This window comes from Chlamydia abortus (assembly GCF_002895085.1).
GTDB lineage: Bacteria > Chlamydiota > Chlamydiia > Chlamydiales > Chlamydiaceae > Chlamydia > Chlamydia abortus.
In genome coordinates this window covers 815,377-840,204 of the sequence record NZ_CP024084.1, presented here as the reverse complement: position 1 = coordinate 840,204, position 24,828 = coordinate 815,377, and the positions used below count along the sequence as shown (strand labels likewise).

The window sequence follows — 24,828 nt, the reverse complement described above, 5'->3', positions numbered from 1 at the left end:
GATTATTTTCTTAGATTTAATCTTGAAATTAAATTTTTATATCTTTCGGTATCTGTAGAATTAAGATACTCTAAGAGCTTTCGTCTTTGTCCTACCAACTTAAGCAGAGCTAGTCGAGAATTTTGGTCTTTAGGAGATCTCTTGAGGTGTTCTTTTAGTTCTGTAATGTGTTCTGTTAATATGGCGATTTGCACATCTGCTGAACCGGTATCCTTTTCGTGAAGTTGAAATTTTTTTGTAATTTCTTCTTTAGTTCCCTTATCCAAAGACATTGGATGTCTCCTTAAAATAATTGCCGCAAAAGCCAATTATACTTGAGAAGTTTGTTAATGTACACCTTTTGGTATAGTGAGATGGGTTTTTTTGATTTGAAAATAAAAATTCTACGTTTTTGATCTCATTGAAAAATGGTCGTTAAACTAATATGACGACTTTTTACTATTTCTTATTAGGGAATTTTTTTCTTATAATCCGATGCAAAAAGTAGTTTTGAGTTATCTAGTATACAGGCGATGGATATAGAAAAAGATATATTTTTTATGAATCAGGCTCTTAAGGAGGCGCGCCAGGCTTATGATGAGGACGAAGTTCCTGTGGGCTGTGTGATCGTAAAAGATAATAAAATCATTGCTCGAGGTCATAACACGACGGAAAAACTTCAAGATCCGACAGCTCATGCTGAAATTTTATGTATTGGAGCTGCAGCACAATATTTAGAGAACTGGCGTTTGGTTGATACTGTGCTCTATTGTACTCTTGAGCCTTGTTTGATGTGTGCCGGAGCTATACAACTGGCTCGCATTCGTAGAATCGTTTGGGCAGCCCCTGATTTGCGTTTGGGAGCAGGGGGGAGTTGGCTTAATGTTTTTAAAGAAAAACATCCATTTCATCAGGTGGAGTGTTTCTTCGGAATTTGTTGTGCGGATGCTGAGCAATTAATGAAACAATTTTTTATAGAGAAGCGAAAAGAGAAAAATGAAAAATAAAATTCATGAGTTGTTGAATCAGCTTTATGAAAATCAAAAATCTCGTTTACAAAACGTGGGGGAGCAAATCATTCCTAATTTAACTTCGGACGATGTGTTGCAACCTATGGATTTTTCTTTATTGGAAGAAAACCCTTTGTTCCGTTTTGAAGAGGGGGTGCTTTCCGGATTAGGTGAGGCTAGAGCAGCAATTTTAGCTTTATTTGCCGATGAAGCTTAAAAGATTCGGGATATTCTGTAAGGGTTAGGAATTTTTTCTTTATAGCAAAACAGAACGCCCAGGATTAATGAGAGTATGGATCCGAAGAATAATGCAAAGGCTCCAGAAAATAGTAGAATCAGGAAGTAAAAGGCTGCCAAAACGACAAATCCCCATTTACGTGATATGGTTATTGGGAAGGGGTGAAGGCCAAGGCGTTTTTCTGGATCTAGGAAAACCCAAATGAGCATAAGCGTGCTAATTAAACATTCTGGTCCGAATAGGGCTTGCGAACTATGAAATAATTTGAGACATGCCCACACCACTACTCCTGTTATTAGGATTTGGCTAGTCACAAGAATAAGAAAAGTTATCGATCCTAGTTTTCGAATAATGTGGTTAGTTGTTTTATAGAAAAAGGTGAAGCCTAATACATTTCTCACGAGTAGACGTTGTGTGATGTCCATGCAGCCTTCTTTATGGATGCATAGGGAGTCAGCTGTAATGAGGGGATAGGTAATAAACTGCCAAAAATTGTGTTTATGAATTCCTGCTCTGGATAGGGCTAGAGTTTCGATGATCCCTGGAATACCGAATAACCTTTTCATCAGGTATGAAAGTAGGGGAGATATACACGAGGTTATTAAGATAAATGAAGGAAGCTGTCTAAGTACCTGAGTGAGAAACGGGTTTTTATTATGTTTATCTGGAAAGATAACCCTCATAGAGGTTTGACCTGATTCTTTTCTTTTTAGTAATGCCTTATACTAGATTATGGATTGTTTTATTAGAAGTCATTAAATAATTAATCAGACGGAGATGTCGTTAGATTTGCTTTAATAGTATATTCTTGTAATGAAGATAGGAGCGCTGTAGTTGCTTGCAATAACTTCATAGACTCTGTAGAAGTTGCATTCACTGCCTTTTGATTTGCTTGAGCTCTTTGCTGTGCTGCGGAAAGCTCTTGTTGGATAAGCTGTCGGTTAGCAGAGATTTGTTGGTTTGAAGTTTGGTATGCTTGGATTTCAGTTTGGTTTTTGTACTCGGGCTTATCCTCATTAAAATTATCAGCTTTTTGCAGATCAGGGACTTTTAATAAGGGTAGGTTGATTAGCTCTTTTGTTTTCTTTTGTTGAGCTATCGTATTATCTTGTAATACTGCCATGATCGCTTTTCCAAATTCTGTAGTCGATGTAAATAACTGTAGCATAACGGAAATACAGAAGTAGATGGCAGAGGGTTTATTTATTACCGTGTTGTCAGATACAACTTTTGTCGATGGGGGAACTACTGTAGGGACTTTATCCACATCTGGTGCTATAGAATAGACGCTCATTATTCTAGGTTCCTTATAATTAAATGTTAGCTATCAAGCTCACAATTTGTGAGAATGTTTGAATTAAAGCCTGACCAACTTGTAGAGACTGTTGGATAATGTTATTATTGGTATTCAAGTGACTTGAAATCACTTGGGAGCCATTTCCTAGTCCTGAAATTTGGTTTTGTAATGCTTGTCTAGAAGCTCCAACAGCTTGGTTCGTTGCTTGAACATCTTGCAAGAATGCTGATGAGTTATCGTTTAATTTATTTTTAGGGATAGTTACGTATTGGTATAAAGCTTCTTGGTTGTTTAAAAAAGTTTGAGCAGAAGCATTAGACTGAAGTTCTTGAGCGATAATAGATAAGTTATCTTGAGCAACCAATACAGATTGATAGACATAGTACACGGTAATAATCAGCGGATTGGAATCTTTAGCAAATTTTGCAATAATTTCATCAGCTGTTGCTGTATTAGGACCGCCTGTGATAGATGTTCCTGGAACATCGATAACGGCTCTTGGGTTAGCTTGCAGTGGTGTAGAAGAGAACCACATAATTTCCTACCTATTTATCTTCAATTAACTTTAAGTTGTTTCCCTACCTGCTTATGAAGGAGGTTTATTTAATTGGTTTACTGTACTTCCAATAGAACTGGTCGTCTTTAAGAAGGAAGAATCTTGTGAGGCTAGTTGTTGGATGATGTTGATGTTCGTAGATGCGTGTGAGAGAATAATTTGCCCATTTTGTCTAGCAGTAACCAATTCATCTTGAATATTTGATCTTTGAGCAGAGTAGTTTTGGTTTTGGTTTTGTACACGAGTGATTTCGTTTTCTTTCGCCCCAGCACTTACCACAGCAAATTTGATTTGATTAGTTGCTTGGTTTAATTGTTGTTGGATATTAGTATTATCATTTAATTGTTGTGATTGAGTCAGAACTGTTTGTTGTCGAATTTCAATCGCTTGTAAAAGAAGCTCGTAAATGCTAAAAAGCAAAGCGCCAATAGGAGGTGTATTTAGTGGATCCAAGGGGGGAAGTTGAGTAGCCTGCGTCGCTTCTCCAGATGCTATTGAAGCTGTAGATGTGGTGTTAATAGGTTGTACTGCCATAATGGAAAATTTTTTAGTTTTGTTTAGTTTTATTTTACCAATAAACAAAACGTTTTATTAAATAATAAATTCAACAAACGCTTGGTTTGTTTATTAAGTTGTTTTCCTTTAGCGACAAATAAAATTAAAAAATTTTGCAAGGAAAGTAAAAAAGTTTTTATCTCTAAAATTTAGAGTTTCTAAAGAAAATAAAGGACTTGCTATCAATCGGTGCACATGAGGTTGCTTGATTGAGAATAGTAGCCTTTAGCTAGCGAGGAGAAGGAAGTGTCTGGAAACGAATGTGATGACGGTGCAGGAACTTTCGATGAGGATGTGAGTGCTTATGTGCTGGTGACTTGCGCGCATGTGTCTTCAGACGGCAAGATGAAAGTGGAGATGACCTATGAAGGAGATCCTGCTGTAATTAGCTATTTATTAACTAAAGCTCATGACTCTTTAGAAGAGTCCTAGGCGTATTCTTGTATGGGATTTGAGGCCATGCACGTTTTTAATAAGCGTCTTTATCGAAAAGTTTATCAAGGATTTAGGTGGGGAACTTTGTTGGGAAGGTGTAGATCTTTCTCAGTAGAATGGGTATTTCTATCGTCTATAATTTTGATTTTCAGTGGATTAGGTTGTGCTTATGTAGTTGATGCCACTTTACTTCTACTGACTATGTTTTTTTCTGCTTTAGCATTAGTTGCGTCTGTATATTTTCGTTTTTGGGGATACGGTGTCGTGTCCTGTGTATTTTTAGCAGTATATTATTACAGATATATTAATGTAAGTTTTTCATTATTATGGGCTTTAGGATTGTCTTTGGCTTTTTTATTATCTTGGGGAATTTTTGTTTTTGGTATTTCCTTTGTTGATGAAGAAAATAACGAACGGCAACAGAAATATGATCAATTAGCGAATGAGTATAGTGAGATACAAATATCTTATGATCAAGCAGTTCATGATAAATCTATAGCGTGTGAATTTTTAGAAAAACGAGCACATGCTTTAGAATCTGAGCTTAAAGAGTGCCGAGCTATGTTACATGATTCTTGTAAGAAACAAGAACATATGGCTTTGGATTTACAAATTCTTGCAGATCAGAAAAATAGTTGGCTAGAAGATTATGCTGTTTTGCATAACGAATATGTCCGTCTTGTCGCTGGAGATGAGACTACTTCTGTATTTTCTTGGGTATCTGGAAAAGACACAGTTTCACATAGAGAGAACGAGGGAACTGAGTTATGGTTACGTGCTTTACAAGAAAAAGACGAAAAAATGACGTCTCTGGAAAACCAGCTTATCGAAGAAAAACTCTTAAGGAAGAGTTTAGAAGATCAATGTGATAGTTTTCAGGCCTATGTTCAAGAAGTAGAGCAATTACGGTTACAGTTAGAAGAATTGCAGAATCTTTTAAATCAAAAGGATGAAGAAATTATTAAGTTGCATGCTTGTATAAAAGAACAAGAGACTGCAATTAAAATATCGGCTGATGACCATGAAATTAAGTCCTATAAGGATAAATACATTCAATTGCGGGGACAGTTTGCAGAAAAAACTGAGATTTTAACAGAAGTTCGTAAGGAGCTTTTCTTAGTTCGAGAAAAGTATCTTACCCTCCAAAAACAAGAAGAAAATGTCTCTACCTTTACAGACATGAGAGACATTGAGATAATTCAGAATCTTCTAGAGCATATAGAATCTCTGGAAGAAGAAATTATTTCTCTAGAAGAGTTAGTATCTCATAACCTGTCTCAGTAATAAGTAGGGTGTGTTCCCACTGTGCGCTAGGTTGATTGTCGCAAGTTCTTGCTTCCCAATGGTTATTGGGATCTATAACCCCTTCTTTTTTGCCTACGTTGATCATGGGCTCTATAGTAAATATCATACCAGGAGCCAAGGGTATAGCACTACGATTCCTGTAATGCGGGACATAGGGGTTTTCATGGAATTTTATACCCACACCGTGACCTACAAACTGATCTACTACAGAAAATCCATAACTATCGGCACAAGCTTCTATAGCTTCGCCGATTTCGTATAGAGGTACATAGGGCTTTAATCTAGCAATTGCTGCGTTCAAACAATCTAAAGATGCTTGACAGACGCGTTTTTTTATTTCAGAGACCTCGCCAATCATGACCATATTGCTACAATCTCCGTAATACCCATCAACAATACAAGAAACATCGATGTTCATGATATCGCCGTTTTTTAAAGGGGTATTGTTAGGAATGCCGTGACAGATCACTTCATTCAGTGAAGTGCAAATCGTTTTTGGGAAAGGAGGAGAGCCATAATTTAGAGGTGCTGGAATTGCGTCATATTCTTTATGTAATTGACGGGAGAGTTGGTCTAAGTCCTCTGTAGTTACGCCTTCTTTAGATGCTTGGCAAAGAGCGTCGAGTATATGCGCAGTTATTTGACAAGCATGACGGATTTTTTCGATTTGTTTTGGAGTCTTTAAAATAATATCGTATTGCGAAGCGTAATATTGTTTTTGTTGTTCCCAAGATAGTTTAGGGGCCAGAGGATGGCAATATTTCCATTTACGTTTGCTTCCACACCAGCAGGGATCATTTCTTTTCATTTATCTACACTACTGAATATAAAATCCTATATTAAATGCTATTGAAATACCTTTAAGCATGAGGTTTGCCGACATTAATAATAACGCGATGCTGAATAATCTTTCTAAGGCGACTAAGCCTGAAGATCCCAGAATGTGATTAAAAAAGCTCGAACTTAATAAAGTAAATACGGAAAGTACCCAAGCAATGATCATAGCACTGAAAATAATTTCTTTAGATAACAAAGCTTCTTCCATATAGCTGAGTAAAGAAGTAATTACAGCAGGGCCAGTGATTACAGGGAAAGCCAGGGGAAAGAAGATGGGCTCGGATTGTGGTTCAGATGAGTCGGATTCTACTGGTGGGGGTACAAGCATCATTTTTAATGAGACGGAGAACAGTAGAACGCCTCCAATAAATTGAAATGCGTACAAGGAAATGTCAAGAAAGTGGAAGAATTTTCTTCCGAAAGTAACAAAAAGTATTAGGGTAACAAGAGCAAAAATACATTCTCTGAGAATGATGCGTTGTTGCCTTTTGGCAGAAAAGCGCTTTAACAGAGATACGAAAACAGGGATAGATCCAGGAGAATCAAAAAGTACGTAAAATAATAAGCTAAGATTGATGAGAGTTAGCATAAAATGTCTCTTTTATAAGAAGGCGAGTTGTAGTCCGGACATGAGTAGTTGGGTACCCACGATCGTTGCGAAGAGACCAAGTACTGTTTGGGTAGCAAGGAGTACCTTTGCCTTATCTTTTCCTCCGCTGACAAAAACTTGTAAGATTATAGTGGTTAGAGAAATAAAGACCCAAGAAAGAATAAGAATAAGAGAAATGGAAGCGAAGCTGTAACGTTTCCCTATCAAAATGCAACAAGCTGCTAGCCAAGAAGGACCGATCATTAGAGGTAAAGCGATGGGCGTTACCATAGATAGAGCGGAGGGAGTCGTAAAACCTTTCCAACTATTTTCTTTACTTAGGTTTAAAATAGCCCTCATGCTTGTCAATGTGACGGCAATGCCTCCTACAACTTGTATTGCACATAGAGGAGTTTTTAATACATACAAGGTGCCCACGGCGGCTTCATATAAAGCAAACATGCTAAAAAGAGCGAACAGACTTTCTCGTACTAATAGTGACAACCGTTCTTTTCTTGAGTAACGCGCTAGTACGTGATTTAACACTAACACATTAGTTAAGGCATCCGTCGCCAGCAATAGTATACAAGCTTGAGGTAATAAAGAATAAAAAGTGTCCATGGGAAGAATTTTTATATGCTAGGGCTATTATTTTTCAAGGTAATCAACTAAAGTGCGAAGAAACATGACAAATAGGATCTAAAATATCTTATGATCGATAAATTGATAGCTGAAAGCATAAAACTTTATACTAAACCTTTTTCTTCTATTCTTTTATTCGGTCCTCCGGGTGCTGGTAAAGATTTATTAGGAAATTTTATAGCACACGGTGGTAGCCAAGTTTATGTTTCTTTAGGAGATATTTTCCGTTGTTATCCTATAGAGTCTCCGATTCGCCAACTGTTTCATAAATATGCAGTTTCCGGATCTTTGATTCCTGATGAAGATGTTGTTGTTGTTTGGAACTACTATGTTCAAGGGCTGATAGCTACGGGGAAGTTTCTTCCAGATCGTCAGGATTTACTTATTAGTGGGCTTCCAAGAACGGTGGATCAAGCCAAGCTTCTTGATTCCTATATTCATGTACGTCATGTAATTATTTTAGAAGTGCATGAAGAAGCGCAGTTACTCAAACGCACGCAAAATTCTCTCTATAGTAAGGGAAGAATCAATGAAGTAGGTATTGAAGTATTACAAAAGCGTTTGCAGTCCTATCAAAAAGACATAGATGCGATTATTCAACATTATCCCATTCATAAGGTATCGCGCATTAGTGCTGAGCAGAAGCCAATGGAAGTGCTTCGAGATGTTCTATCTCGTCTTGCTCACGTTTTTTCTCATCCTGGCAGACCTGTGAATTAGATGGGTATATCTGCTCTGGAGAGAAACTGAGGATTTTATCCTCAAAGTTTGGATAGCGCTTTAGGATAGCCTGCAACAAGGTGTCGATTAGATGTGTATTTAATGGCTCTTGAGATTTCGACAGTAAAGGGAGAGTGATTTTCCATTGGAGAAATTCATCTTTAATGATTTTCGGTGTGTCAGGTGTAGCTTTAATATACGCTTGGAAGGACTTTTTAGGGTGTTTTTTGCAATAGTTAATGCTTTTTTGGAGAGCTATTTGTATGGCCTCCACAACTTCTGGAGAGGTGGCTTTGGTATTTTTTTTTCCACATAGAAGGAGCTGAGGCCCTGTAGGAAGACCATAGGAATCAGAGAGGAAGCAGCCTACAGGCATTCCTAATGTTTCTAGTTTCGCGCCTTCTATATTGTAAAACGCTCCATAGAGGAAATCGATTTTTTTCAATAACATTGGCGAGATTAAATCTGAGCTTACATTTCGTACTTCCGAGGGAACAACACCGTGTAGACGTAATGTCTCTAATAGATAGGAAAGATCACGTGAGTTGTTTAAACAGAATCCTAAAACTTTATTATTCAAATCTTCTATTTTTGAAATATTACTTTCTTTCCTATAGATAAACCCTTGTAGTGTAGAGTCGATTAAAGACCCAACTATTTGTATATCAGCTCCTTGTAGCGAAGTTTTTATTATTCCGAGAGCGTGGTATAGGGTAAGGTCGACCTGTTCAAATAGGACATGGGGAATAACCGCACCTGTATCTGTACTTTTTTGAATGTGTAAATCTATACCTTGATCGCGGAAAAATCCTTTGGATACGCCGACATATAGCGGGATATGGTTAGGGTTAGGCGTCCAGTCTAAAAGTAAAGTTATAGGTGTGAGATGACTTTGGTGTACTTGCTTAGTCTTAAACTTCCATAGGGGTAGAATGAGTAATGGGATGAGTAGACAAGCGAATTTTTTATTAGGCAGTCTATATTTCTTTGTTGTTTTTTCTATGCGAAAGAGGGCAAAGGTTAGCTTCTCAATGAGTAAAATGCTTTGAAAGAGAGTAAATGTGAGCAGGGTTAAAGCAAACAATCCTGCAAAGGTCATTTCCATATCATAGTTTCTTCGACTTTCTAGGATAAGGATCCCTAGACCAGACTGTGAAGCCAGCCACTCTCCAGCTATTGCTGCAAATCCTGCAGATCCCATAGCAATTTTGAGTCCTGAAAATATATGAGGAAGAGCATGAGGGAGACGTAGTTTGATGAAAATTTGTTGTTTTGTTGCTTGATGCAAAATAAATTGCTCTAGGAATTCTTCAGGAGTTGATGTTATCCCTTGATAGATCGTGATTGTTAATGGGAAAAATACTGTGAGTGCTGTCGGGACAATGACGGCATTCAATCCCCAGCCGAACCATAGTACGATGAGAGGGGCTAGGGTAAACATGGGGGTACATTGTACCAATATGAAAAATGGGTTCAGGAGATCTTTTGCAGGTTTATAGGCTAGCATGAGGATGACGAGCCCTATAGACAATAATAGGGCTAAAAAGAATCCCCCTAAAATCCCTTGGAGAGTATACCAGGAAGAAGAAGCAATAAGATGTGTAGAATGTAAAAAATTAACAGCTATTTTTGATGGTGGAGGGCATAAAAAGGAAAAGGAGGGATTATTTTTAGAAAAATATTCCCAAAACAAAAGGAAAAATGAAGTAGTTAGAAAATAACATAAAAGTTTTTTTTTCATTTGGTAAATGTAGAGGGGAAAATAAAAGGGAATCATAGGGGAATAGAATATATGCGGCAAGAAAATGATAGTTTAGGAATCGTAGAAGTCCCTGAAGACAAGTTGTATGGAGCGCAAACAGCGCGTTCTCAGAAGTATTTCTCCTGGGCTCCTGAGGTGATGCCTCGAGAAGTTATTCGAGCTTTAGTATGGATTAAAAAATGTGCTGCTAAGGCCAATCGTGATCTAGGTTTTCTAGATTCAAAATATTGTGACATGATTGTTTCTGCTTCTGATGAGATTATCGCAGGCAATTTTGATGAACATTTCCCTCTAAAAGTTTGGCAGACAGGTAGTGGAACGCAATCAAATATGAATGTGAACGAGGTGATTGCGAATCTAGCTATTCAACGTCACGGAGGGGTTTTAGGTAGCAAAACACCCATACATCCTAATGATCATGTAAATAAATCTCAATCTTCAAATGATGTATTCCCAACAGCTATGCATATTGCTGCAGTCATGAGTCTGAAGAAGAAACTCATTCCTGCTCTGGATCATTTACAGAGGGCGTTAGATGCTAAGGTTGCGGAATTTCGAGATTGTGTCAAGATTGGCAGAACACATTTAATGGATGCTGTTCCTATGACATTAGGGCAGGAATTTTCTGGTTACAGTAGCCAAATACGTCAATGTTTAGAGAGAGTGGCTTTTTCGCTGACGCACATGTATGAATTAGCGATAGGAGGAACAGCAGTAGGAACAGGATTAAATGTTCCTGAAGGCTTTGTAGATAAGATGATTCACTATTTGCGTCAAGAAACAGGAGAGCCTTTCATTGCCTCATCTAATTATTTTTCAGCATTATCGAATCACGATATTTTAGTACATGCTCATGGTGTTTTAGCTACTTTATCCTGTGCTTTAACAAAGATTGCTACAGATTTAAGTTTTTTGGGATCAGGTCCTCGATGCGGTTTAGGGGAATTACTATTTCCTGAGAATGAACTGGGATCTTCGATAATGCCTGGGAAGATCAACCCAACGCAATGCGAAGCTTTGCAGATGGTTTGTGCTCAGGTTCTTGGTAATAACCAGGCAATCATTGTTGGTGGAAGTCGAGGGAACTTCGAACTTAATGTAATGAAACCTTTGATAATTTATAACTTTTTACAATCTGTAGATATCCTCTCAGGTGGTATGCAAGCCTTTGCTGATTATTTTGTTTCAGGTTTGCGAGTGAATAAGCTTCGACTTAAAGAATACTTGGATAACTCTTTGATGCTTGTTACTGCCTTAACTCCTGTTTTAGGTTATGATAAATGCTCGAAAATGGCTTTGAAAGCTTTTCATGAAAACCTAAGTTTAAAAGAAGCCTGTATACAGATGGGCTACTTATCAGCAGAAGAGTTCGATCGTCTTGTTGTTCCCGAATCTATGGTGGGGAAACATTAATGAGACGATTTGCTCTCTAAATTAATTAGGGCTTGAGCGAATAAGAGAGCACTTTTCGTATTCGAAAAGATGTGATCAACACCAATAAGTTCATCTAAATGATAACGTTTGAGATCACTTAGTGGTGTTTTTTTTACTCCTGCTAAAAGTAAAAGCGTTCCCTGACGATCACACTCAAGGAAGAATTCTTCTAGAGCGTGCATAGCAGATGCGTCGATTGTAGGTACGCGACTCATGCACAATATGAAAATTTTAGGAGGTTTCTCTATTTCATTTAGAAGATTTTTCAATCTATCGGCAATTCCAAAGAAAAATGGGCCGTTGATTTCGTAAATTTCTGTATGAGCAGGAACTTCAGATTTAGAAAAGAGATCATTATCTTTTGTCTGCTTATTTTCATCAAAGAACTTTGCTGTGGATATCACATCAGAAAGATCACTCATTTGTTTCATAAATAGAAACGCGGCTAACATCATACCTACCTGCACTGCAGACGTGATGGTTGTCATAACCGTAAGAATAAAAACGGTCAGAAGAACAACGACATCTTTTTTAGGTGCGGTAAATAAATGAATGAAGTGGTGAATTTCACTCATGTTCCAGGCAATGAGGATAAGGACAGCGGCTAAACAGGTAAGGGGAATTTTTACTGTTAAGGGGGCTAAGGCCAAAAGAATAACGCAAATAAAAGCGGAGTGAATTAATCCTGCAATAGGAGTGGTAGCTCCAGATTTAATACTTGCAGCTGTTCTTGATAAAGACCCTGTTACAGGCATCCCTGCAAAGAAAGATGTCCCGATATTCGCAATGCCTTGAGCTACGAGTTGGCAGTTAGATTGATGTCTCCATCCAGTCATACCGTCAGCAACTACAGCCGACAGCAAGGTTTCTATGCCTGAAAGAACAGCAATGGTTAATGCATCTGGCATGAGTTGTAACATCTTTGTCAGACTGAGATGGGGGAATGCAGGTAAAGGTATAGATTGTGGTAGAGCTCCATAACGACTGCCGATCGTGGGAATGTCAATTTTTAGTAACCAAACTAGTGTTGAAGCTACGATAATTGCTATCATCACTCCCGGATATCGTGGTTTGTAATTACGGAAGTAAATCATGATGAGTAGAGTGAACAGCCCTACAGCAAAAGCTTTGCTATCCCATGTCCATAGGTAATCCCAATACGCTACCCATTTAGCAATAAAGTCTGTAGGGATAGTATCCCCCATTTGTAGACCTAAAAAGTCTCTAATTTGAGAGGAGAAAATGATAACAGCTAACCCTGTTGTTAATCCTGTGACGACGGGATAGGGCATATATTTAATGAAGGTGCCTAGTCCAGTAAGTCCAAAGGCTACGAGGAATATCCCTCCCATGAGGGTGATTGTAAATAACCCTTCAACGCCGTATTTTGCTGAAATGCAATAAAGTATAGAAATGAAAGCACTAGTGGGTCCTGATATAAGAACACGGCTACCACCTAATGCTGAGGCTATAAATCCTCCGATGATGGATGCTAATAAACCTTGTATGGGGGATACGCCGACACCGATAGCAATAGCAATGGCAAAAGGAAATGCTAATACACCTACAGTAAGTCCGGCTATGAAGTCTTTTTTAAATGTATTAAAGGTATAACCGTTCTTAATACAAGTATAGAGTTTGGGAATAAGATGTTTAAACGATAAGGCGACTTTCACTAGACTCCTAACGTGATCCAGAACTAGAGAACTTTTATTATTGTTGAGTTCTTTTGTATCTTTGTCAAATAGTTCGTTATATTTATAAATGTTTTGTTGCTTCAAATCTAAGCTGCAAGAATATAGAATTTTTCTATAAAACGGTGATAAATAACAAATTTTAATTTTAGTGTGTAAAAAAACAAAAGTTTTTCTTAATCACGGAAGAATTTTTCCTACTTTACCTAACCTGTAAATAGGAGTACACTAGTTCGTAGTATTATTTTTGAGGTCATTATGTTGAAATTCCAATTGTGTGCTCTGTTTTTATTTGGATACATCGCGATTGTTTTCGAACATATTGTGCGAGTCAATAAGTCTGCTGTAGCTCTGGCTATGGGAGGTTTGATGTGGCTAGTGTGTTTTTCTCATATACAACATGCAGATCACATGATTCTAGCTGAAGAAATTGCTGACATGGCTCAGGTCATTTTTTTTTTATTCGCAGCAATGGCTATAGTTGAACTTATAGATGCACACAAAGGGTTTTCTCTTATCGTCCGGTGTTGTTACATACAATCGAGAACTCTATTGCTTTGGGTCCTTATTGGGCTTTCTTTCTTTTTATCAGCAGCTCTCGATAATTTAACTTCTATCATCATTATTATCTCTATTTTGAAACGCTTGGTGAAATCTAGAGAAGATCGGTTACTTTTAGGCGCTATTTGTGTGATTAGTGTGAATGCTGGGGGAGCTTGGACACCTTTAGGAGACGTAACAACAACAATGTTGTGGATTAATAATAAAGTCACTTCTTGGGGAATTATTCGCGCTCTATTTGTTCCTAGTTTGGTCTGTGTACTTATTGCTGGAATTTGTGCTCAGTTCCTGCTGAAAAAACGCTCTTCCGGAATGATTTCTAAGGATGTTGAGATAGAAGGATCGCCTAAAAAAAGTGGTTTAATTATTTGTATTGGTTTGGGTTCATTGTTAATGGTCCCGGTATGGAAAGCCTGTTTAGGGGTACCTCCGTTTATCGGTGCTTTGTTAGGTCTTGGGCTTGTTTGGCTAGCCAGTGATTGGGTGCATTCTCCTCACGGTGAGGATCGCTACCATCTGCGTATCCCACATATTTTGACGAAGATTGATATTTCCTCAATTACTTTCTTTATAGGAATCTTATTGGCCGTCAATGCTTTAACCTTTTCAAATATTCTTTCTGAACTCTCTGTAAGTATGGATAGAATATTTTCTAGGAACGTGGTTGCTATTTTTATTGGCCTTATTTCAAGTGTATTAGATAATGTTCCCCTTGTTGCTGCGACTATGGGTATGTATCAAGTTCCAATTGATGATACTTTATGGAAATTAATCGCGTATGCAGCAGGCACTGGAGGAAGCATTTTAATCATTGGATCAGCTGCTGGAGTTGCCTTTATGGGCATTGAGAAGGTGGATTTCTTATGGTATCTTAAGACAATTTCTTGGATTGCTTTGGCTAGTTATTTTGGCGGTCTGTTTTCATATTTTATGCTCGAGCGTATCGCCATGTTTTTTTGACGTGGTTGTTTTTTGAGTAAAAAAATTTTTTAAAACTTTGTTTTAATAAAATCTTTATACCTCTATCATACCACCTCCTTATAAATATTCTCTATTTGGAAGAGAGGTAAATATGAAGCTAAAACAAATTACAGTCTTGATTTGTTCCCTGTTACTGGGTTTTCACTTTTCGGGTTCTGCGAAGACCTTGGTTCACCAAAGCGCATGCGCAGATTTGGATTTTTTAGAACACTTATTGGATATTAAATACGCTCCTAAAGATTGGAAGCATAAGCTTTTCCGTTGGGATCTTAAAGATGTCACAGATCAAGCGCGTGTAAAGTTAAAATTAGAGGAAAATCCCTCTGTAAAGTATTGTCAAGGGGTTCTTTCTGAGTATATTGCTAGTTTAAATGACTTCCACGCAGGGATCACATTCTTTGCTACAGAGGGGTCGTATTTACCCTATACACTAAAGTTAAGTAGCAATAATAGGTGTTTTGTTGTCGACGTGCATACCTACCACTCTGATATATCTGTAGGTGATGAAATTTTGGAGATGGATGGTGTACCCATTTTGGAGGCGATCGAAAGTATACGTACTGGTAGAGGAGCTCCTTCTGACTATGCTACAGCTACGCGTATGCTCTTTTCGCGTTCTGCTGCTTTGGGGCATCAGATTCCTGTAGGGATAGCTACGTTAAAAATTCGTCGTCCTAGTGGTTTAACGCGTACTTTAAAAGTTAAATGGCGTCATACTCCTGAACATATTCGGGATTTATCTTTGATATCTCCTTTGGTACAAAATCCTGTAATAGAGATGAAATCACCACGCGCTTTACCTTTATTATCCGGTGTTTCTGACAAATGTTTGTTTACGAATGCCATGGTCCCGTATTTCTGGAGCGAATTACGTGAGCAATATAAACGTGGTTTCTACAGTGATTACAATATTGGAAGTAAAAAAGGCTTTCTTCCTGATTTTGGGAAAGTGACATGGAGAGCACAAAGTGAGCCATATCACGCTTACATATTTACAGTGGCAGATGATCGTGGGCAATCTCATGAAATCGGATTCCTTAGAATTTCTACATATTCATGGACCGATATGGAAGATCGTAGTGTTGAGAACATGAATTCCCCATGGGAAGACTTCAACGGGATCATCGACGTTCTTCAATCTAAGTCAGAGGCTTTAATTATCGATCAAACAAATAATCCTGGGGGAAGTGTTTTCTATCTTTATGGGTTATTGAGTAGATTAACGGATAAGCCTTTAGAAACACCTAAACATAGAATGATACTCACTCAAAGTGAAGTGCAAGCAGCCATAAAATGGTTAGAGATGCTTGAAGGTGTGGAAACAGATGAGCAAGCAAGAAATGCTCTCGGTCAAGATATGGAAGGGTATCCAATTGATATGCATGCTGTGGGGTATCTACAAAAATTCTCACACACGATTTTAAATTGCTGGGAAAGAGGAGATATCAATCTCACTGTTCCTGTACCTTTATTAGGGTTTGCTTATGTACACCCGCACCCTGAGCATCGTTACACACATCCTATTTGTGTCTTGATCAATGAAGAGGATTTCTCCTGTGGAGATTTATTGCCTGCGATTATGAAAGATAATGGTCGAGCTCTCATTGTAGGAACGACTACAGCAGGAGCTGGGGGTTTTGTCTTTACTGTTGATTTTCCTAGTAGAACAGGGATTAAAAATTGTTCTTTAACAGGTTCTCTAGCAGTAAGATCAGATGGTTCATACATAGAGAACTTAGGAGTGTCTCCTCACGTATCTTTAGGCTTTACAGATGCGGATATACAAACAGGAAGATATGCGGATTACATTGGTAGTGTAAAACGTATAGTTCTTCAGCTTGTTGAGAAAGATGAGACAGCCTCTCATACGGAAGAAAGTGCAGACAAAATCACTGAGTCGTAATAGGGATTACAATATAAAAAATCTTCAGTTATACTTAGAAACCTTTAGAAAAAAGCGTATTTTTCTAAAGGTTTTTTTTATTAAGCATCACACCCATTTTGGAGGATGTATGCGTAGAGTGATTTTAAGTAATCCTAGAGGATTTTGCGCTGGAGTCGTTCGGGCTATTCAAGTTGTGGAATCTGCTTTAGAAAAATGGGGAGCTCCTATTTATGTAAAACATGAAATTGTTCACAACCGTCATGTAGTTGATGATCTTAAGAGACGTGGGGCAATTTTTATAGAAGATCTTAAGGATGTTCCTTGTGGAGAAAAGGTTATTTATTCTGCTCACGGTATCCCTCCAGAAGTTCGTGAGGAGGCAAAGGCTCGGAATCTTTTTGATATAGATGCGACCTGTGTCTTGGTAACTAAGATTCATTCTGCGGTTAAGCTTTATGCGAGCAAAGGTTATCAAATTATTTTGATAGGCAAGAAGAAGCACGTGGAAGTTATAGGGATTCGAGGTGAAGCTCCCGAGAGTGTCACCGTAGTAGAAAAAGTAGAAGATGTTGCCAACTTACCCTTCGATATTCATGTGCCTTTATTTTTTGTAACTCAAACCACTTTGAGTTTAGATGATGTTGCCGAGGTGACCCAAGCTTTGAAGGCACGTTATCCTCATATTATTACTTTACCGAGTTCTTCAGTATGTTATGCTACACAAAATCGCCAAGAAGCATTACGTGCAGTGCTGCCTAGGGTGAATTTTGTTTATGTTATTGGAGATGTTCAAAGTTCTAACTCTAACCGGTTACGTGAGGTTGCTGAAAAAAGAAATATCCCCGCACGGCTAGTGAATAGTCCCGATCATATTTCTGATGAAATTTTACATTATTCTGGTGATATTGCCGTAACAGCAGGAGCATCCACTCCTGAGCATATTATTCAATCTTGTATTTCTAGGTTGAAAGAATTAATACCTGATTTACAAGTTGAAGAGGATATATTTACTACAGAAGATGTCGTATTCCAACCGCCTAAAGAGCTTCGTACTTAAAAAGTCTTCATTCATATATGTATTGCGCGTATGGATGTATAGAATATGGTTTTCTATTAGAGAATATGTTGGTCTATCTGTATCCCTCTATGTTCGCTATCCAAAGTTGCTTTTATACGATCTAGCGAAGTTTGTTTATTCTTTATTAAAAAATCCTTACCGAAAGTTACGTCGTTCTCCACAATCTTCATTATTGAGAGAAGGGAATGTATATGGAGAAACTCCTTGGTTGGCTTTGAATAAAGTCAGTAGGGAATTTGGAGTGACTTCTCAAGATGTTGTTTATGATTTAGGCTGTGGATTAGGAAAAGTCTGTTTTTGGTTTTCCCATATCCTTAGATGTCAGGTTGTCGGTGTGGATAATCAGCCTACTTTCATAAACTTTTCCTCGTATCTACATCGTCTCTTATCTGTACAACCTGCGGTATTTTTGAAAGAACATTTCCACGAAACACTGTTGTCTCAAGCCTCTTGTGTTTACTTCTATGGTTCTTCGTATTCTTTAAAGGTATTAAAAAGTGTTTTAAAGGCTTTGAAAGAGCTGAAACCTGGAAATATGGTTATCAGTATTTCCTTTCCTTTGGATTCTTTACCTGGAGGGGATCAGTTGTTTTTCACTGAGAAAAGCTGCAATGTCATTTTCCCTTGGGGGAAGACGAAAGCATATAAAAATATAAGGAAATAAAGGCTTTCTATTGGTAGAGGCTGCGAACAGCATCGTGCTCTGTTTGTAGTATTTGCAAGAGGAAATTGTCCATATTTTTCCAATGATCTTTCACCTCTTCAATAGATCGGGTGATTTCATCATGTTCTATGCGGAATATCTCTTTATAGTTTTCTGCAAATGTTCTTGATGCTGTTTCTTTTAATTCATAGATTTTAGACGAGGTTTCTGTAAGTTGTGATAGGGAGGAACACATTTTTCCCATGCCTTTGAAGAAGGTATGCGCTGTTGCTTTTTTCCACAATCCTGTATGTTGCTGGATAAATCCAAGAATCTGTTTCCCAGAGATTTCTCCGATGATAGGAGTAGCAGCACCTAGAATTCCTAAAGTTGCTGTAGCAATCCCTAACCATTGAGAAAGCTTAGCTTGACTTTCATAACTTTCAATAAGTTCGTGGGCTTTTTCTAAAAGATGTTTTCTAGCTTCTAAACGGGCGAGATTATCCTGCTCTCGGCTGTTCAACATCAGCTTCATAATTTCTGCACAGATTTTAAGAATATCTAGATTCGATACGCGCATATGCATCAATGAGCTCAGCTGAGCTTCTGTAAGAGAAAATTCAACAATCTCCTTAGGTAAACTGCAAGATGGCGTATAATGAAAAGATATTTGATGAGAAAGTTCTTCAATAGCCAAGTCTTTTTTCTGTTTATGCTGTTGTTGCTCTTGGTGTTCTTGTTGTCCTTGTTCTCCCTGGCCTTCTTCTTTTTCTTGAGATTGAGTATCGCGACGTGTTTCCGTAATTTCTTTTTGTACATGGCTAAATAGGGCCAGAGGACTGAGAGAAGACGTAGAAGGTTTTGGTAAAGAAGGGGAGGATTTTGCAGATTCTTCAGAAGTTTTCGTCGAGTTTTTAGAGCTATGCGCTTTTATTGTTTCCTTGTCGTAGGTGTGCACTTGAACTTTTGTTGAACATAGATTAAAAGAAGACTTATCTCGACTATCTCCATCTTCTTTAGATTCTGGCAGCTTTAAGAGTAATGTTGTTGTTTTTGCTATGAGACTTGCGTCTTTAGGAGCTGGACAAGAAAAAAATACTGAGCTCGATGGAGTTTTTTCTTCTTTTGTTGAGGTAAAAGAAGAATATAGCCGAGCTTGTTGTAAAGAAGGGTTTCTATCAGTTGAAGAAAATGTATCCAGGGATTTTTGTGATGATAGATTAGGTAGAGATGAAGATTTCATCAACATACCATTTTTTGCCAATAGAGTTTCTGAAGGTGCCGGTTTGTTTTGAGGAGAAAATTGTGAGAATACCGAACCTGATTGGTTCAATAAGCTTAGACAGGCATCCGACATGGAACGCAAAATAGCCATCTGACAGCAATCAGGAACACTCACCTCAGCGTCGGTTGTTGCAGATGCTTCAGTTTCTGATGCTGTAGCTAGTAAATCGATCTCCGTACTTTCTGCAGTTGAACCGGCTGTTACTGCACAAGATGCTGTCATAAGATTCCTTACAAAAAATTTACTTTAGAGATTCCAGAAACGTTCTGTCGATTTCTCTGCACAACTGTAGCATGCGCACGAGATTTTCGAAAGAGTCATGAAGACTTTCCAAGATTTCTTGAGTACGCGCGATGTAATCATCCCTTTCTAAGCTAAGAAGTTCGATTTTTGTTTCGAGAAGCATGTAGCGGGACTTCATTTTGAATAATTTTGAGCGTATCCACAGCGTAGCCCCGCGTAGTAGGCTTACAGCCCCTTCTAAAGCGGGGATTAACCCATGCAGGGCTCCTTCTATAAGTGGAGATAGCCCAAGATTTTCCATATTTATAACGGTAAAGGATAATATAGTGGCGATGGCATAAAGAACAATTTGTACAATTCTTAGTATTTTTTGTTTTGTTTGCCTGTCTTTCCCTGGGAGGAATTTTTCAATAGCGTCCCAACCGTTTATAGTATTCAATAAGGTGAGTGTGAGTATAATAAGAGCGGATAGCACAGCTACCCAATAGTAAATCCCTCCCCCCATGATTACAGCAAAAGTAGAGATGCCCAAGTTGGTCCAGGGCACAATCCATTCCATAAGAGTGGCTAAAGAGCCCCAGCGTTGCGCTTGCCGTTCCTTCTCAATAGACTTTTGGATTTGTTCAATACGCTCTGCATGTGTTGCATCAAGTTCTTTTTGCGTAGTTTCTACACAATCTTTATAGGATGCATAAGCTGAAAAATCGGAAAGTATCCCTTGTTTTGTGAGTAGGTAACTTAAGGTAAATACACCAACAGAAGGAGGATGAATAATAGGAACAACAGAAGCTGCTCGCGTTTTTTTATTTTTTTGGAATTTTTTAAAGACACATTTTTGAGGGTGCTGTTTTCCTGGATGCTCATCTTGTGATAATCCTTTGCTATATTTTCCTAGAGGCGATTTTAGAGTTAGTCGATGTTCTTCTTTATTACGCAAATCAGCATCCCGAGAAGAAAGAAATTTCTCCTCGGATAGTAGTGTATGTTCTGTATCTTCTGTAGATTCACAGAACGTCTTAGATCTTTCTATGTCATGTTGAGTTCTTGGTTGTTGTTTATGTTGTACACACGTTTCCGTGTAGGGAGTTTTTTCAGAAAAGACTTTCTTCTCGGTAGCTGCTTCTTCAAATTTCGGCATCATTAAATCTTTGCGAAGAGCTGTCATCGATTCTTTAGAATTTGTTCGTGAAAAGAGATTCCAAGGAGAAGATGATGAAGTCTGTTCTTTTCTTGGTAATTGTGAGGCTAGAGAACTTCCAAATTGTAGGATTTTTTCTCTAGGACTTGCGGGGGTCAGGGGTTTATTTGTGACAACTTTCTCGCCATTTTTTGTCAGCAATCTCTCACATTGCTTGTTGATAAAAATTTTTGTTAAGGATTGCCCAGAAGATTCTGTAGCTTGAGTAATAGAATACTTTATACTTGAAGTGGCTTCAGATTGTTTAGGACTATCTGGGATATACGGCTGTTGATTTAAGAGGATTTCTGTAGATTGTGCGAGCCAGGAAGACATAGTCAATTCCCCATAGTTATGGGATTATGCATGGTTTTTTATATCCAAGATTTCTGCTTTTAGTTCTTGGTAAGCGCTATGATGTTTGGCGCGTTCCCAAGCAAGTTCTAAAGCTTTATTTGCGTTCTCATGTTCGTCCATGAGTGTATAGCAAATGTAAGCATAGTAATGAGGATAAGGATCTTTATCTCTTAATAATGCCGTGACTGCATAGGCATGTAAAGCTTGGGGATAGAGCTTGCTCACATGTAAAGAAGCTCCTAAAGAAAACCAAAACTTCGAGACGAAAGGATTAAAGAATACTAGCCAACGGAAAGTTTCACTACTTACTTGATATTCTCTATTTAAATAGGCGTTATAGCCTTCTTTATACACACGTTCTAGCTCTTCTGAAGAGATTTTGAATAGCTTTTGGTACGTGTCCAAAGGAAGATCTTGATTTGGGAAATATCCTGCAAGATAACTTTCCAAATCATCAGGAAAAGGAAAATCTTCTTTGCTAGAGGCTGCTACTTTTTCTAATAAATACGCTAAATATGACATTACGGACGCAAGTTGTAAATAAAGGTATCCATGAGCTCTTTGAGAAGTTTCAATACATTGGAGCGTGCTTGGTGACATTGCGAGACTTCCTGAAGATGCCTTTGCATGTCTGTTCTTTCGAGTTGGGTAATTTTCTCCATATTTTCTTTGCGCATCTGAATATTTTCTCTCAGAAGCTTTTTCTCTTCTTCAGTCCATTGTAACGTATCTGATATGGTGACATCGAGTTTTCTCGCTTGGTCAACAAGAGCTTTCATTTCTGCGTTATTTCTCCAATCAATGGCACCTTTCTCAGCATTAATTTTAGAAATTAATAGAGTTAAAGTGTCAACATTATCAGTACGTTCTTTAACACGAAGATAGAGTTCTTGAGCCTCAGCTTCCGCCTGCCCCAGGATCCTTGCCATCAGTTTCATAAAACGTATGAACACGTTTTCGATTTTTGGCGTTTGTATGGGAGCATACCCTGGAGTAGGCGTTGCTGAAGCAAACAACGACATCGGAGATGGTGCTTTTTTCTTAAAGGTGTTTTCTTTCTCCATATCGATTTCTCGAGATTGGCGTAAGTCATCAAAATACTGAAGTTGCATTATAGATAATGGAGAAGATGTAGGGAGATTTTTGTCGATATCAAACTGTGACTTGTGTTTTTTTTCTCTCTGTTTTTCTTGATGATTCTCTTCTTGATGTTGCCCGTTACGTTGTTGATCTTGCTTTTGATCTCGGTTTTCTCGGTCTTGTTTGGACTCTTGAGATTTCGTTGTAAAGATCTGTTGTTCTTTTTTTTCTGTGGTGTAGGCAAGGGAAGATGAATACGAAATGAAATCACTCTCTTTTTCTGTTCGAGGTTGCTGCGATGGCGTAGAAGAATGCGAAGCTCGTGATGTATATTGTTCCGAGTTATGTGGAATCGTTGAAGAGTTTGCCGAAGGGCGGGAATCGGAAGTTTTCGCAGACGCATGTCCAGAAAACGCTTTTAGAGGCTGGGGCAATGTTTTGGATGAGCTCGGGATATCTTTTGCCGATTTTGGTGCGACTTCCCGAGGTTCGTAGCCTTTGTGGAGTAAGCTCTGTTCTTGTTGCTTACAATGGGTTTTTTCTTCGCTAGTTGTCTGAGGATTTAACGTTTCTAAAGTTTGCAGGAGGTCGGCAATCTGTATTTCAAGTTCAACTGTTTCAGGAGATAAGAATACAAAATTATGAGCACAATCTTGAAACAGATCAGTTTTGTCGCCAGCCATCGCAGAAATTTGTGCTAAAGCAAGCGTAGCAAGGGAACTTAACGAAGCCGGTGCTGACCCCTCTGAAGAAAACAAAGAAAGTACAACATCGCCGGCTGCGGTTTTTAAAATACTACAAGATGTTGAGGCTGAGGACGAAGAAGAGGCGTCTTCCTTGAGGGTGACATTGGTAGACGGGACTGCTGAAGGCAGGGGTGTATTCATACTAATTTTCGCACGAGTGATTTATGGGGACATAGAAGCGATGAAAATTATATAAAACGTAATTTTCCTGCAAGTTTGATTATAAAAGGGTTAGACTATAAGAGAGAATCACCGAGAATATAGGGTTTTCTATTTACAAAAACAGTTAGAGGAATCAAAATGAACCCGCTAGCCATCATAGAGTGTTTTTCTGCCCAGGTGGTGAAATTGGTAGACACGCTGGATTTAGGATCCAGTGCTTCGCGGCATGTAGGTTCAAGTCCTATCCTGGGCATTTCAACGCTTTTTCCTTGTAGACACATCATTAAATTCCCATCCGTAGTAAAATAAAATCTAGAGTTTTAGATTTTTTTGAGGAAGTTTATGAAGAAAAAGCTTCTAGCCCTAGCGTGTTTCCTAGGTGCTTGTTTTTCTTCAGCTTTTGGAGGCAATTCCTGTGTAGCAGAGTCTACACCCTTAGTCAAAGCGGTTGCTGTCTCAGGACTGCAGTTTCAGGAGCAGAATGGTCATGTGCCCTACAGCTTTTACTATCCATACGAATACGGGTATTATTATCCTGAGACTTATGGAGGATATACTGGAACATCACAAGGACATGAAGACTGCTATTCTCACCTAGAGAACGGAACGTTTTTCTATCAATGTGATTAGGAGAGATTCCTCGGGTGATAGGAAAGAAAGTTTTCCATTAGGGTATCTGCGGCTACATGTGTATAGACTTCTGTAGAGGCAATGCGTGCATGACCGAGCATTTCTTGAATGACTCTGAGGTCGGCCTTGTTGTCTAATAAGTGAGTAGCAAAGGCATGCCTTAGCGAGTGGGGTGAGACGCGTTTGTGGGTGACTTGCTTTGCGTAATAATGGATTCTTTTCCATACGCAAGAACGCTCGAGTTTATGTCCGCGTATAGAGAGAAATAGGTGGTGCTCTTCAGATTGTTTCTTTTGGAGGTTTTCTCGAAAAGGACAGAGATAGGCGTCAATGGCTGCGCTCGCAAGTTTCCCTAAGGGAACAAGTCGTGTTTTCGAACCTTTCCCTGTAACGCGAAGAAAGTCATCGCTAACATCTCCGATGTGTAAACCGCAGAGCTCAGATACACGTATACCTGTAGAGTATAACGTATGGAGAATAGCCGTATCTCGAGTAGAGATGAGAGAAGAGGTTGGCGTTTTCTTAGGAATCGCTAAAAGGGCATCCACTTCTTGTGGCGTGAGTACAGTGGGTAGGCGTTTCCAAATTTTGGGATGCTCGATCAGAGGGGGGTGTTCAAGAAGCTTCGCCTCTTTGAGAAATCGAAAGAATACTTTTAGGGCGATGAGACGACGTGCTAAAGTGGCTTCAGCTTCTTTGCGTTTATGTAGCTGACGAACGAACAGATGCACACTGTCTTGAGAGATTTCTGCAATTGATGTAATGGTGTTGATTTTTAGGAATAAGGTAATGTCCTGACAATAGGCGGAAATCGAATTGGAGCTAAGACCGCGATCTACTGATAGAAAAAGAGTAAATTGTTCAAGGATAGCATCGCAAAACTGGGCTGAGGTCATAAAATCGAACTTCGGCTGGTCTAGTTTTTAGTATAGGTTGTAGGTAGATTT

Annotated in this window: 26 protein-coding genes and 1 tRNA gene; 12 read left to right on the top strand and 15 right to left on the bottom strand. The window is 38.5% G+C overall.

What is annotated here, in order from left to right:
• Positions 1-2: 2 nt before the first annotated feature.
• Positions 3-272, bottom strand: coding sequence for a 30S ribosomal protein S15 (gene rpsO / locus CHAB577_RS03840; protein ID WP_006343425.1), 270 nt, complete (start codon positions 270-272; stop codon positions 3-5).
• Positions 273-512: 240 nt separating this feature from the next.
• Here rpsO and tadA point away from each other — a divergent pair, with 240 nt between their 5' ends.
• Together tadA and CHAB577_RS03830 are read left to right on the top strand one after the other, a co-directional pair.
• Positions 513-986, top strand: coding sequence for a tRNA adenosine(34) deaminase TadA (gene tadA / locus CHAB577_RS03835; protein WP_011097296.1), 474 nt, complete (start codon positions 513-515; stop codon positions 984-986).
• Positions 976-1,206: a hypothetical protein gene (locus CHAB577_RS03830; RefSeq protein WP_006344340.1), complete on the top strand. Its 231-nt coding sequence runs from the start codon at positions 976-978 to the stop codon at positions 1,204-1,206. The genes tadA and CHAB577_RS03830 overlap by 11 nt, the downstream gene beginning before the upstream one ends.
• Here the strand turns inward: CHAB577_RS03830 and CHAB577_RS03825 are convergent.
• The 4 genes from CHAB577_RS03825 to CHAB577_RS03810 form a co-directional block, all read right to left on the bottom strand.
• Positions 1,203-1,910, bottom strand: a complete 708-nt coding sequence (locus CHAB577_RS03825) for a hypothetical protein (protein WP_011097295.1) — start codon at positions 1,908-1,910, stop codon at positions 1,203-1,205. The two genes, CHAB577_RS03830 and CHAB577_RS03825, sit on opposite strands and share 4 nt — an antisense overlap.
• Before the next feature lie 80 nt (positions 1,911-1,990).
• Positions 1,991-2,521 carry a CT847 family type III secretion system effector protein gene (locus CHAB577_RS03820; protein WP_011097294.1) on the bottom strand — a complete coding sequence of 177 codons (531 nt, stop codon included), beginning with the start codon at positions 2,519-2,521 and terminating at the stop codon, positions 1,991-1,993.
• 19 nt (positions 2,522-2,540) lie between these two features.
• On the bottom strand, positions 2,541-3,059 hold the full coding sequence (locus tag CHAB577_RS03815) for a DUF720 domain-containing protein (RefSeq protein WP_011097293.1): 519 nt from the start codon (positions 3,057-3,059) through the stop codon (positions 2,541-2,543).
• 51 nt (positions 3,060-3,110) lie between these two features.
• Positions 3,111-3,614 (bottom strand): DUF720 domain-containing protein, encoded by a 504-nt coding sequence (locus tag CHAB577_RS03810; RefSeq protein ID WP_011097292.1) that lies wholly within the window; start codon positions 3,612-3,614, stop codon positions 3,111-3,113.
• Between the two features lie 267 nt (positions 3,615-3,881).
• On the opposite strand from CHAB577_RS03810, the gene CHAB577_RS03805 reads away from it, so the two are divergent.
• Both CHAB577_RS03805 and CHAB577_RS03800 read left to right on the top strand, forming a co-directional pair.
• A complete protein-coding gene (locus tag CHAB577_RS03805) occupies positions 3,882-4,067 on the top strand; it encodes a hypothetical protein (protein WP_006344335.1) in 186 nt (61 codons plus the stop codon).
• Between the two features lie 138 nt (positions 4,068-4,205).
• Positions 4,206-5,354, top strand: coding sequence for a hypothetical protein (locus CHAB577_RS03800; RefSeq protein ID WP_173024181.1), 1,149 nt, complete (start codon positions 4,206-4,208; stop codon positions 5,352-5,354).
• Here the strand turns inward: CHAB577_RS03800 and CHAB577_RS03795 are convergent.
• From CHAB577_RS03795 to CHAB577_RS03785, 3 genes are read right to left on the bottom strand one after another with little or no spacing between them, the layout of a single operon-like run.
• Positions 5,311-6,183: a methionyl aminopeptidase gene (locus CHAB577_RS03795; protein ID WP_011097290.1), complete on the bottom strand. Its 873-nt coding sequence runs from the start codon at positions 6,181-6,183 to the stop codon at positions 5,311-5,313. The two genes, CHAB577_RS03800 and CHAB577_RS03795, sit on opposite strands and share 44 nt — an antisense overlap.
• A 9-nt stretch (positions 6,184-6,192) precedes the next feature.
• Positions 6,193-6,801 (bottom strand): MarC family protein, encoded by a 609-nt coding sequence (locus CHAB577_RS03790; protein WP_011097289.1) that lies wholly within the window; start codon positions 6,799-6,801, stop codon positions 6,193-6,195.
• Positions 6,802-6,813: 12 nt separating this feature from the next.
• Entirely contained in the window at positions 6,814-7,422 is a 609-nt protein-coding gene (locus CHAB577_RS03785) for a MarC family protein (RefSeq protein ID WP_006344331.1), read from the bottom strand.
• 90 nt (positions 7,423-7,512) lie between these two features.
• On the opposite strand from CHAB577_RS03785, the gene CHAB577_RS03780 reads away from it, so the two are divergent.
• Complete coding sequence (locus CHAB577_RS03780) at positions 7,513-8,163, top strand: nucleoside monophosphate kinase (protein ID WP_011097288.1); 651 nt, start codon at positions 7,513-7,515, stop codon at positions 8,161-8,163.
• Here CHAB577_RS03780 and CHAB577_RS03775 read toward each other — a convergent pair.
• The gene (locus CHAB577_RS03775) at positions 8,072-9,904 is read right to left on the bottom strand and encodes an ABC transporter substrate-binding protein (protein WP_011097287.1); all 1,833 of its coding nucleotides are present in this window, start codon (positions 9,902-9,904) and stop codon (positions 8,072-8,074) included. The genes CHAB577_RS03780 and CHAB577_RS03775 overlap by 92 nt on opposite strands.
• Before the next feature lie 51 nt (positions 9,905-9,955).
• On the opposite strand from CHAB577_RS03775, the gene fumC reads away from it, so the two are divergent.
• Entirely contained in the window at positions 9,956-11,338 is a 1,383-nt protein-coding gene (fumC, locus tag CHAB577_RS03770; RefSeq protein WP_011097286.1) for a class II fumarate hydratase, read from the top strand.
• On the opposite strand, the gene CHAB577_RS03765 is transcribed toward fumC, so the two are convergent.
• The gene (locus tag CHAB577_RS03765) at positions 11,335-13,035 is read right to left on the bottom strand and encodes an SLC26/SulP family anion transporter (RefSeq protein WP_011097285.1); all 1,701 of its coding nucleotides are present in this window, start codon (positions 13,033-13,035) and stop codon (positions 11,335-11,337) included. The two genes, fumC and CHAB577_RS03765, sit on opposite strands and share 4 nt — an antisense overlap.
• Before the next feature lie 276 nt (positions 13,036-13,311).
• Between CHAB577_RS03765 and CHAB577_RS03760 the strand changes: the two genes are divergently transcribed.
• The 4 genes from CHAB577_RS03760 to CHAB577_RS03745 all read left to right on the top strand — a co-directional run bounded on the left by CHAB577_RS03760 (position 13,312) and on the right by CHAB577_RS03745 (position 18,222).
• On the top strand, positions 13,312-14,574 hold the full coding sequence (locus CHAB577_RS03760) for an NhaD family Na+:H+ antiporter (protein ID WP_011097284.1): 1,263 nt from the start codon (positions 13,312-13,314) through the stop codon (positions 14,572-14,574).
• Positions 14,575-14,686: 112 nt separating this feature from the next.
• Positions 14,687-16,498 (top strand): protease-like activity factor CPAF, encoded by a 1,812-nt coding sequence (locus CHAB577_RS03755; RefSeq protein ID WP_011097283.1) that lies wholly within the window; start codon positions 14,687-14,689, stop codon positions 16,496-16,498.
• Between the two features lie 109 nt (positions 16,499-16,607).
• Complete coding sequence (gene ispH / locus CHAB577_RS03750; protein WP_011097282.1) at positions 16,608-17,537, top strand: 4-hydroxy-3-methylbut-2-enyl diphosphate reductase; 930 nt, start codon at positions 16,608-16,610, stop codon at positions 17,535-17,537.
• Complete coding sequence (locus CHAB577_RS03745; protein ID WP_006344323.1) at positions 17,500-18,222, top strand: class I SAM-dependent methyltransferase; 723 nt, start codon at positions 17,500-17,502, stop codon at positions 18,220-18,222. Before ispH ends, CHAB577_RS03745 begins: the two co-directional genes overlap by 38 nt.
• Before the next feature lie 7 nt (positions 18,223-18,229).
• Here the strand turns inward: CHAB577_RS03745 and CHAB577_RS03740 are convergent, their stop codons facing one another.
• Genes CHAB577_RS03740 through CHAB577_RS03725 form a run of 4 tightly spaced genes read right to left on the bottom strand, consistent with a single transcriptional unit; the run spans position 18,230 to position 23,230 of the window.
• The gene (locus CHAB577_RS03740) at positions 18,230-19,708 is read right to left on the bottom strand and encodes a hypothetical protein (protein WP_011097281.1); all 1,479 of its coding nucleotides are present in this window, start codon (positions 19,706-19,708) and stop codon (positions 18,230-18,232) included.
• 19 nt (positions 19,709-19,727) lie between these two features.
• Entirely contained in the window at positions 19,728-21,242 is a 1,515-nt protein-coding gene (locus CHAB577_RS03735; RefSeq protein ID WP_041461343.1) for a hypothetical protein, read from the bottom strand.
• 24 nt (positions 21,243-21,266) lie between these two features.
• The gene (locus CHAB577_RS03730) at positions 21,267-21,785 is read right to left on the bottom strand and encodes a SycD/LcrH family type III secretion system chaperone (protein ID WP_006344320.1); all 519 of its coding nucleotides are present in this window, start codon (positions 21,783-21,785) and stop codon (positions 21,267-21,269) included.
• Positions 21,785-23,230: a hypothetical protein gene (locus tag CHAB577_RS03725; RefSeq protein WP_011097279.1), complete on the bottom strand. Its 1,446-nt coding sequence runs from the start codon at positions 23,228-23,230 to the stop codon at positions 21,785-21,787. Before CHAB577_RS03725 ends, CHAB577_RS03730 begins: the two co-directional genes overlap by 1 nt.
• Positions 23,231-23,422: 192 nt before the next feature.
• On the opposite strand from CHAB577_RS03725, the gene CHAB577_RS03720 reads away from it, so the two are divergent.
• Together CHAB577_RS03720 and CHAB577_RS03715 are read left to right on the top strand one after the other, a co-directional pair.
• Positions 23,423-23,504 (top strand) — tRNA-Leu (locus CHAB577_RS03720).
• 89 nt (positions 23,505-23,593) lie between these two features.
• The gene (locus CHAB577_RS03715) at positions 23,594-23,881 is read left to right on the top strand and encodes a hypothetical protein (RefSeq protein ID WP_180379787.1); all 288 of its coding nucleotides are present in this window, start codon (positions 23,594-23,596) and stop codon (positions 23,879-23,881) included.
• Here the strand turns inward: CHAB577_RS03715 and CHAB577_RS03710 are convergent.
• Complete coding sequence (locus tag CHAB577_RS03710; protein WP_011097278.1) at positions 23,878-24,777, bottom strand: site-specific tyrosine recombinase XerD; 900 nt, start codon at positions 24,775-24,777, stop codon at positions 23,878-23,880. The genes CHAB577_RS03715 and CHAB577_RS03710 overlap by 4 nt on opposite strands.
• Between the last annotated feature and the right edge of the window lie 51 nt (positions 24,778-24,828).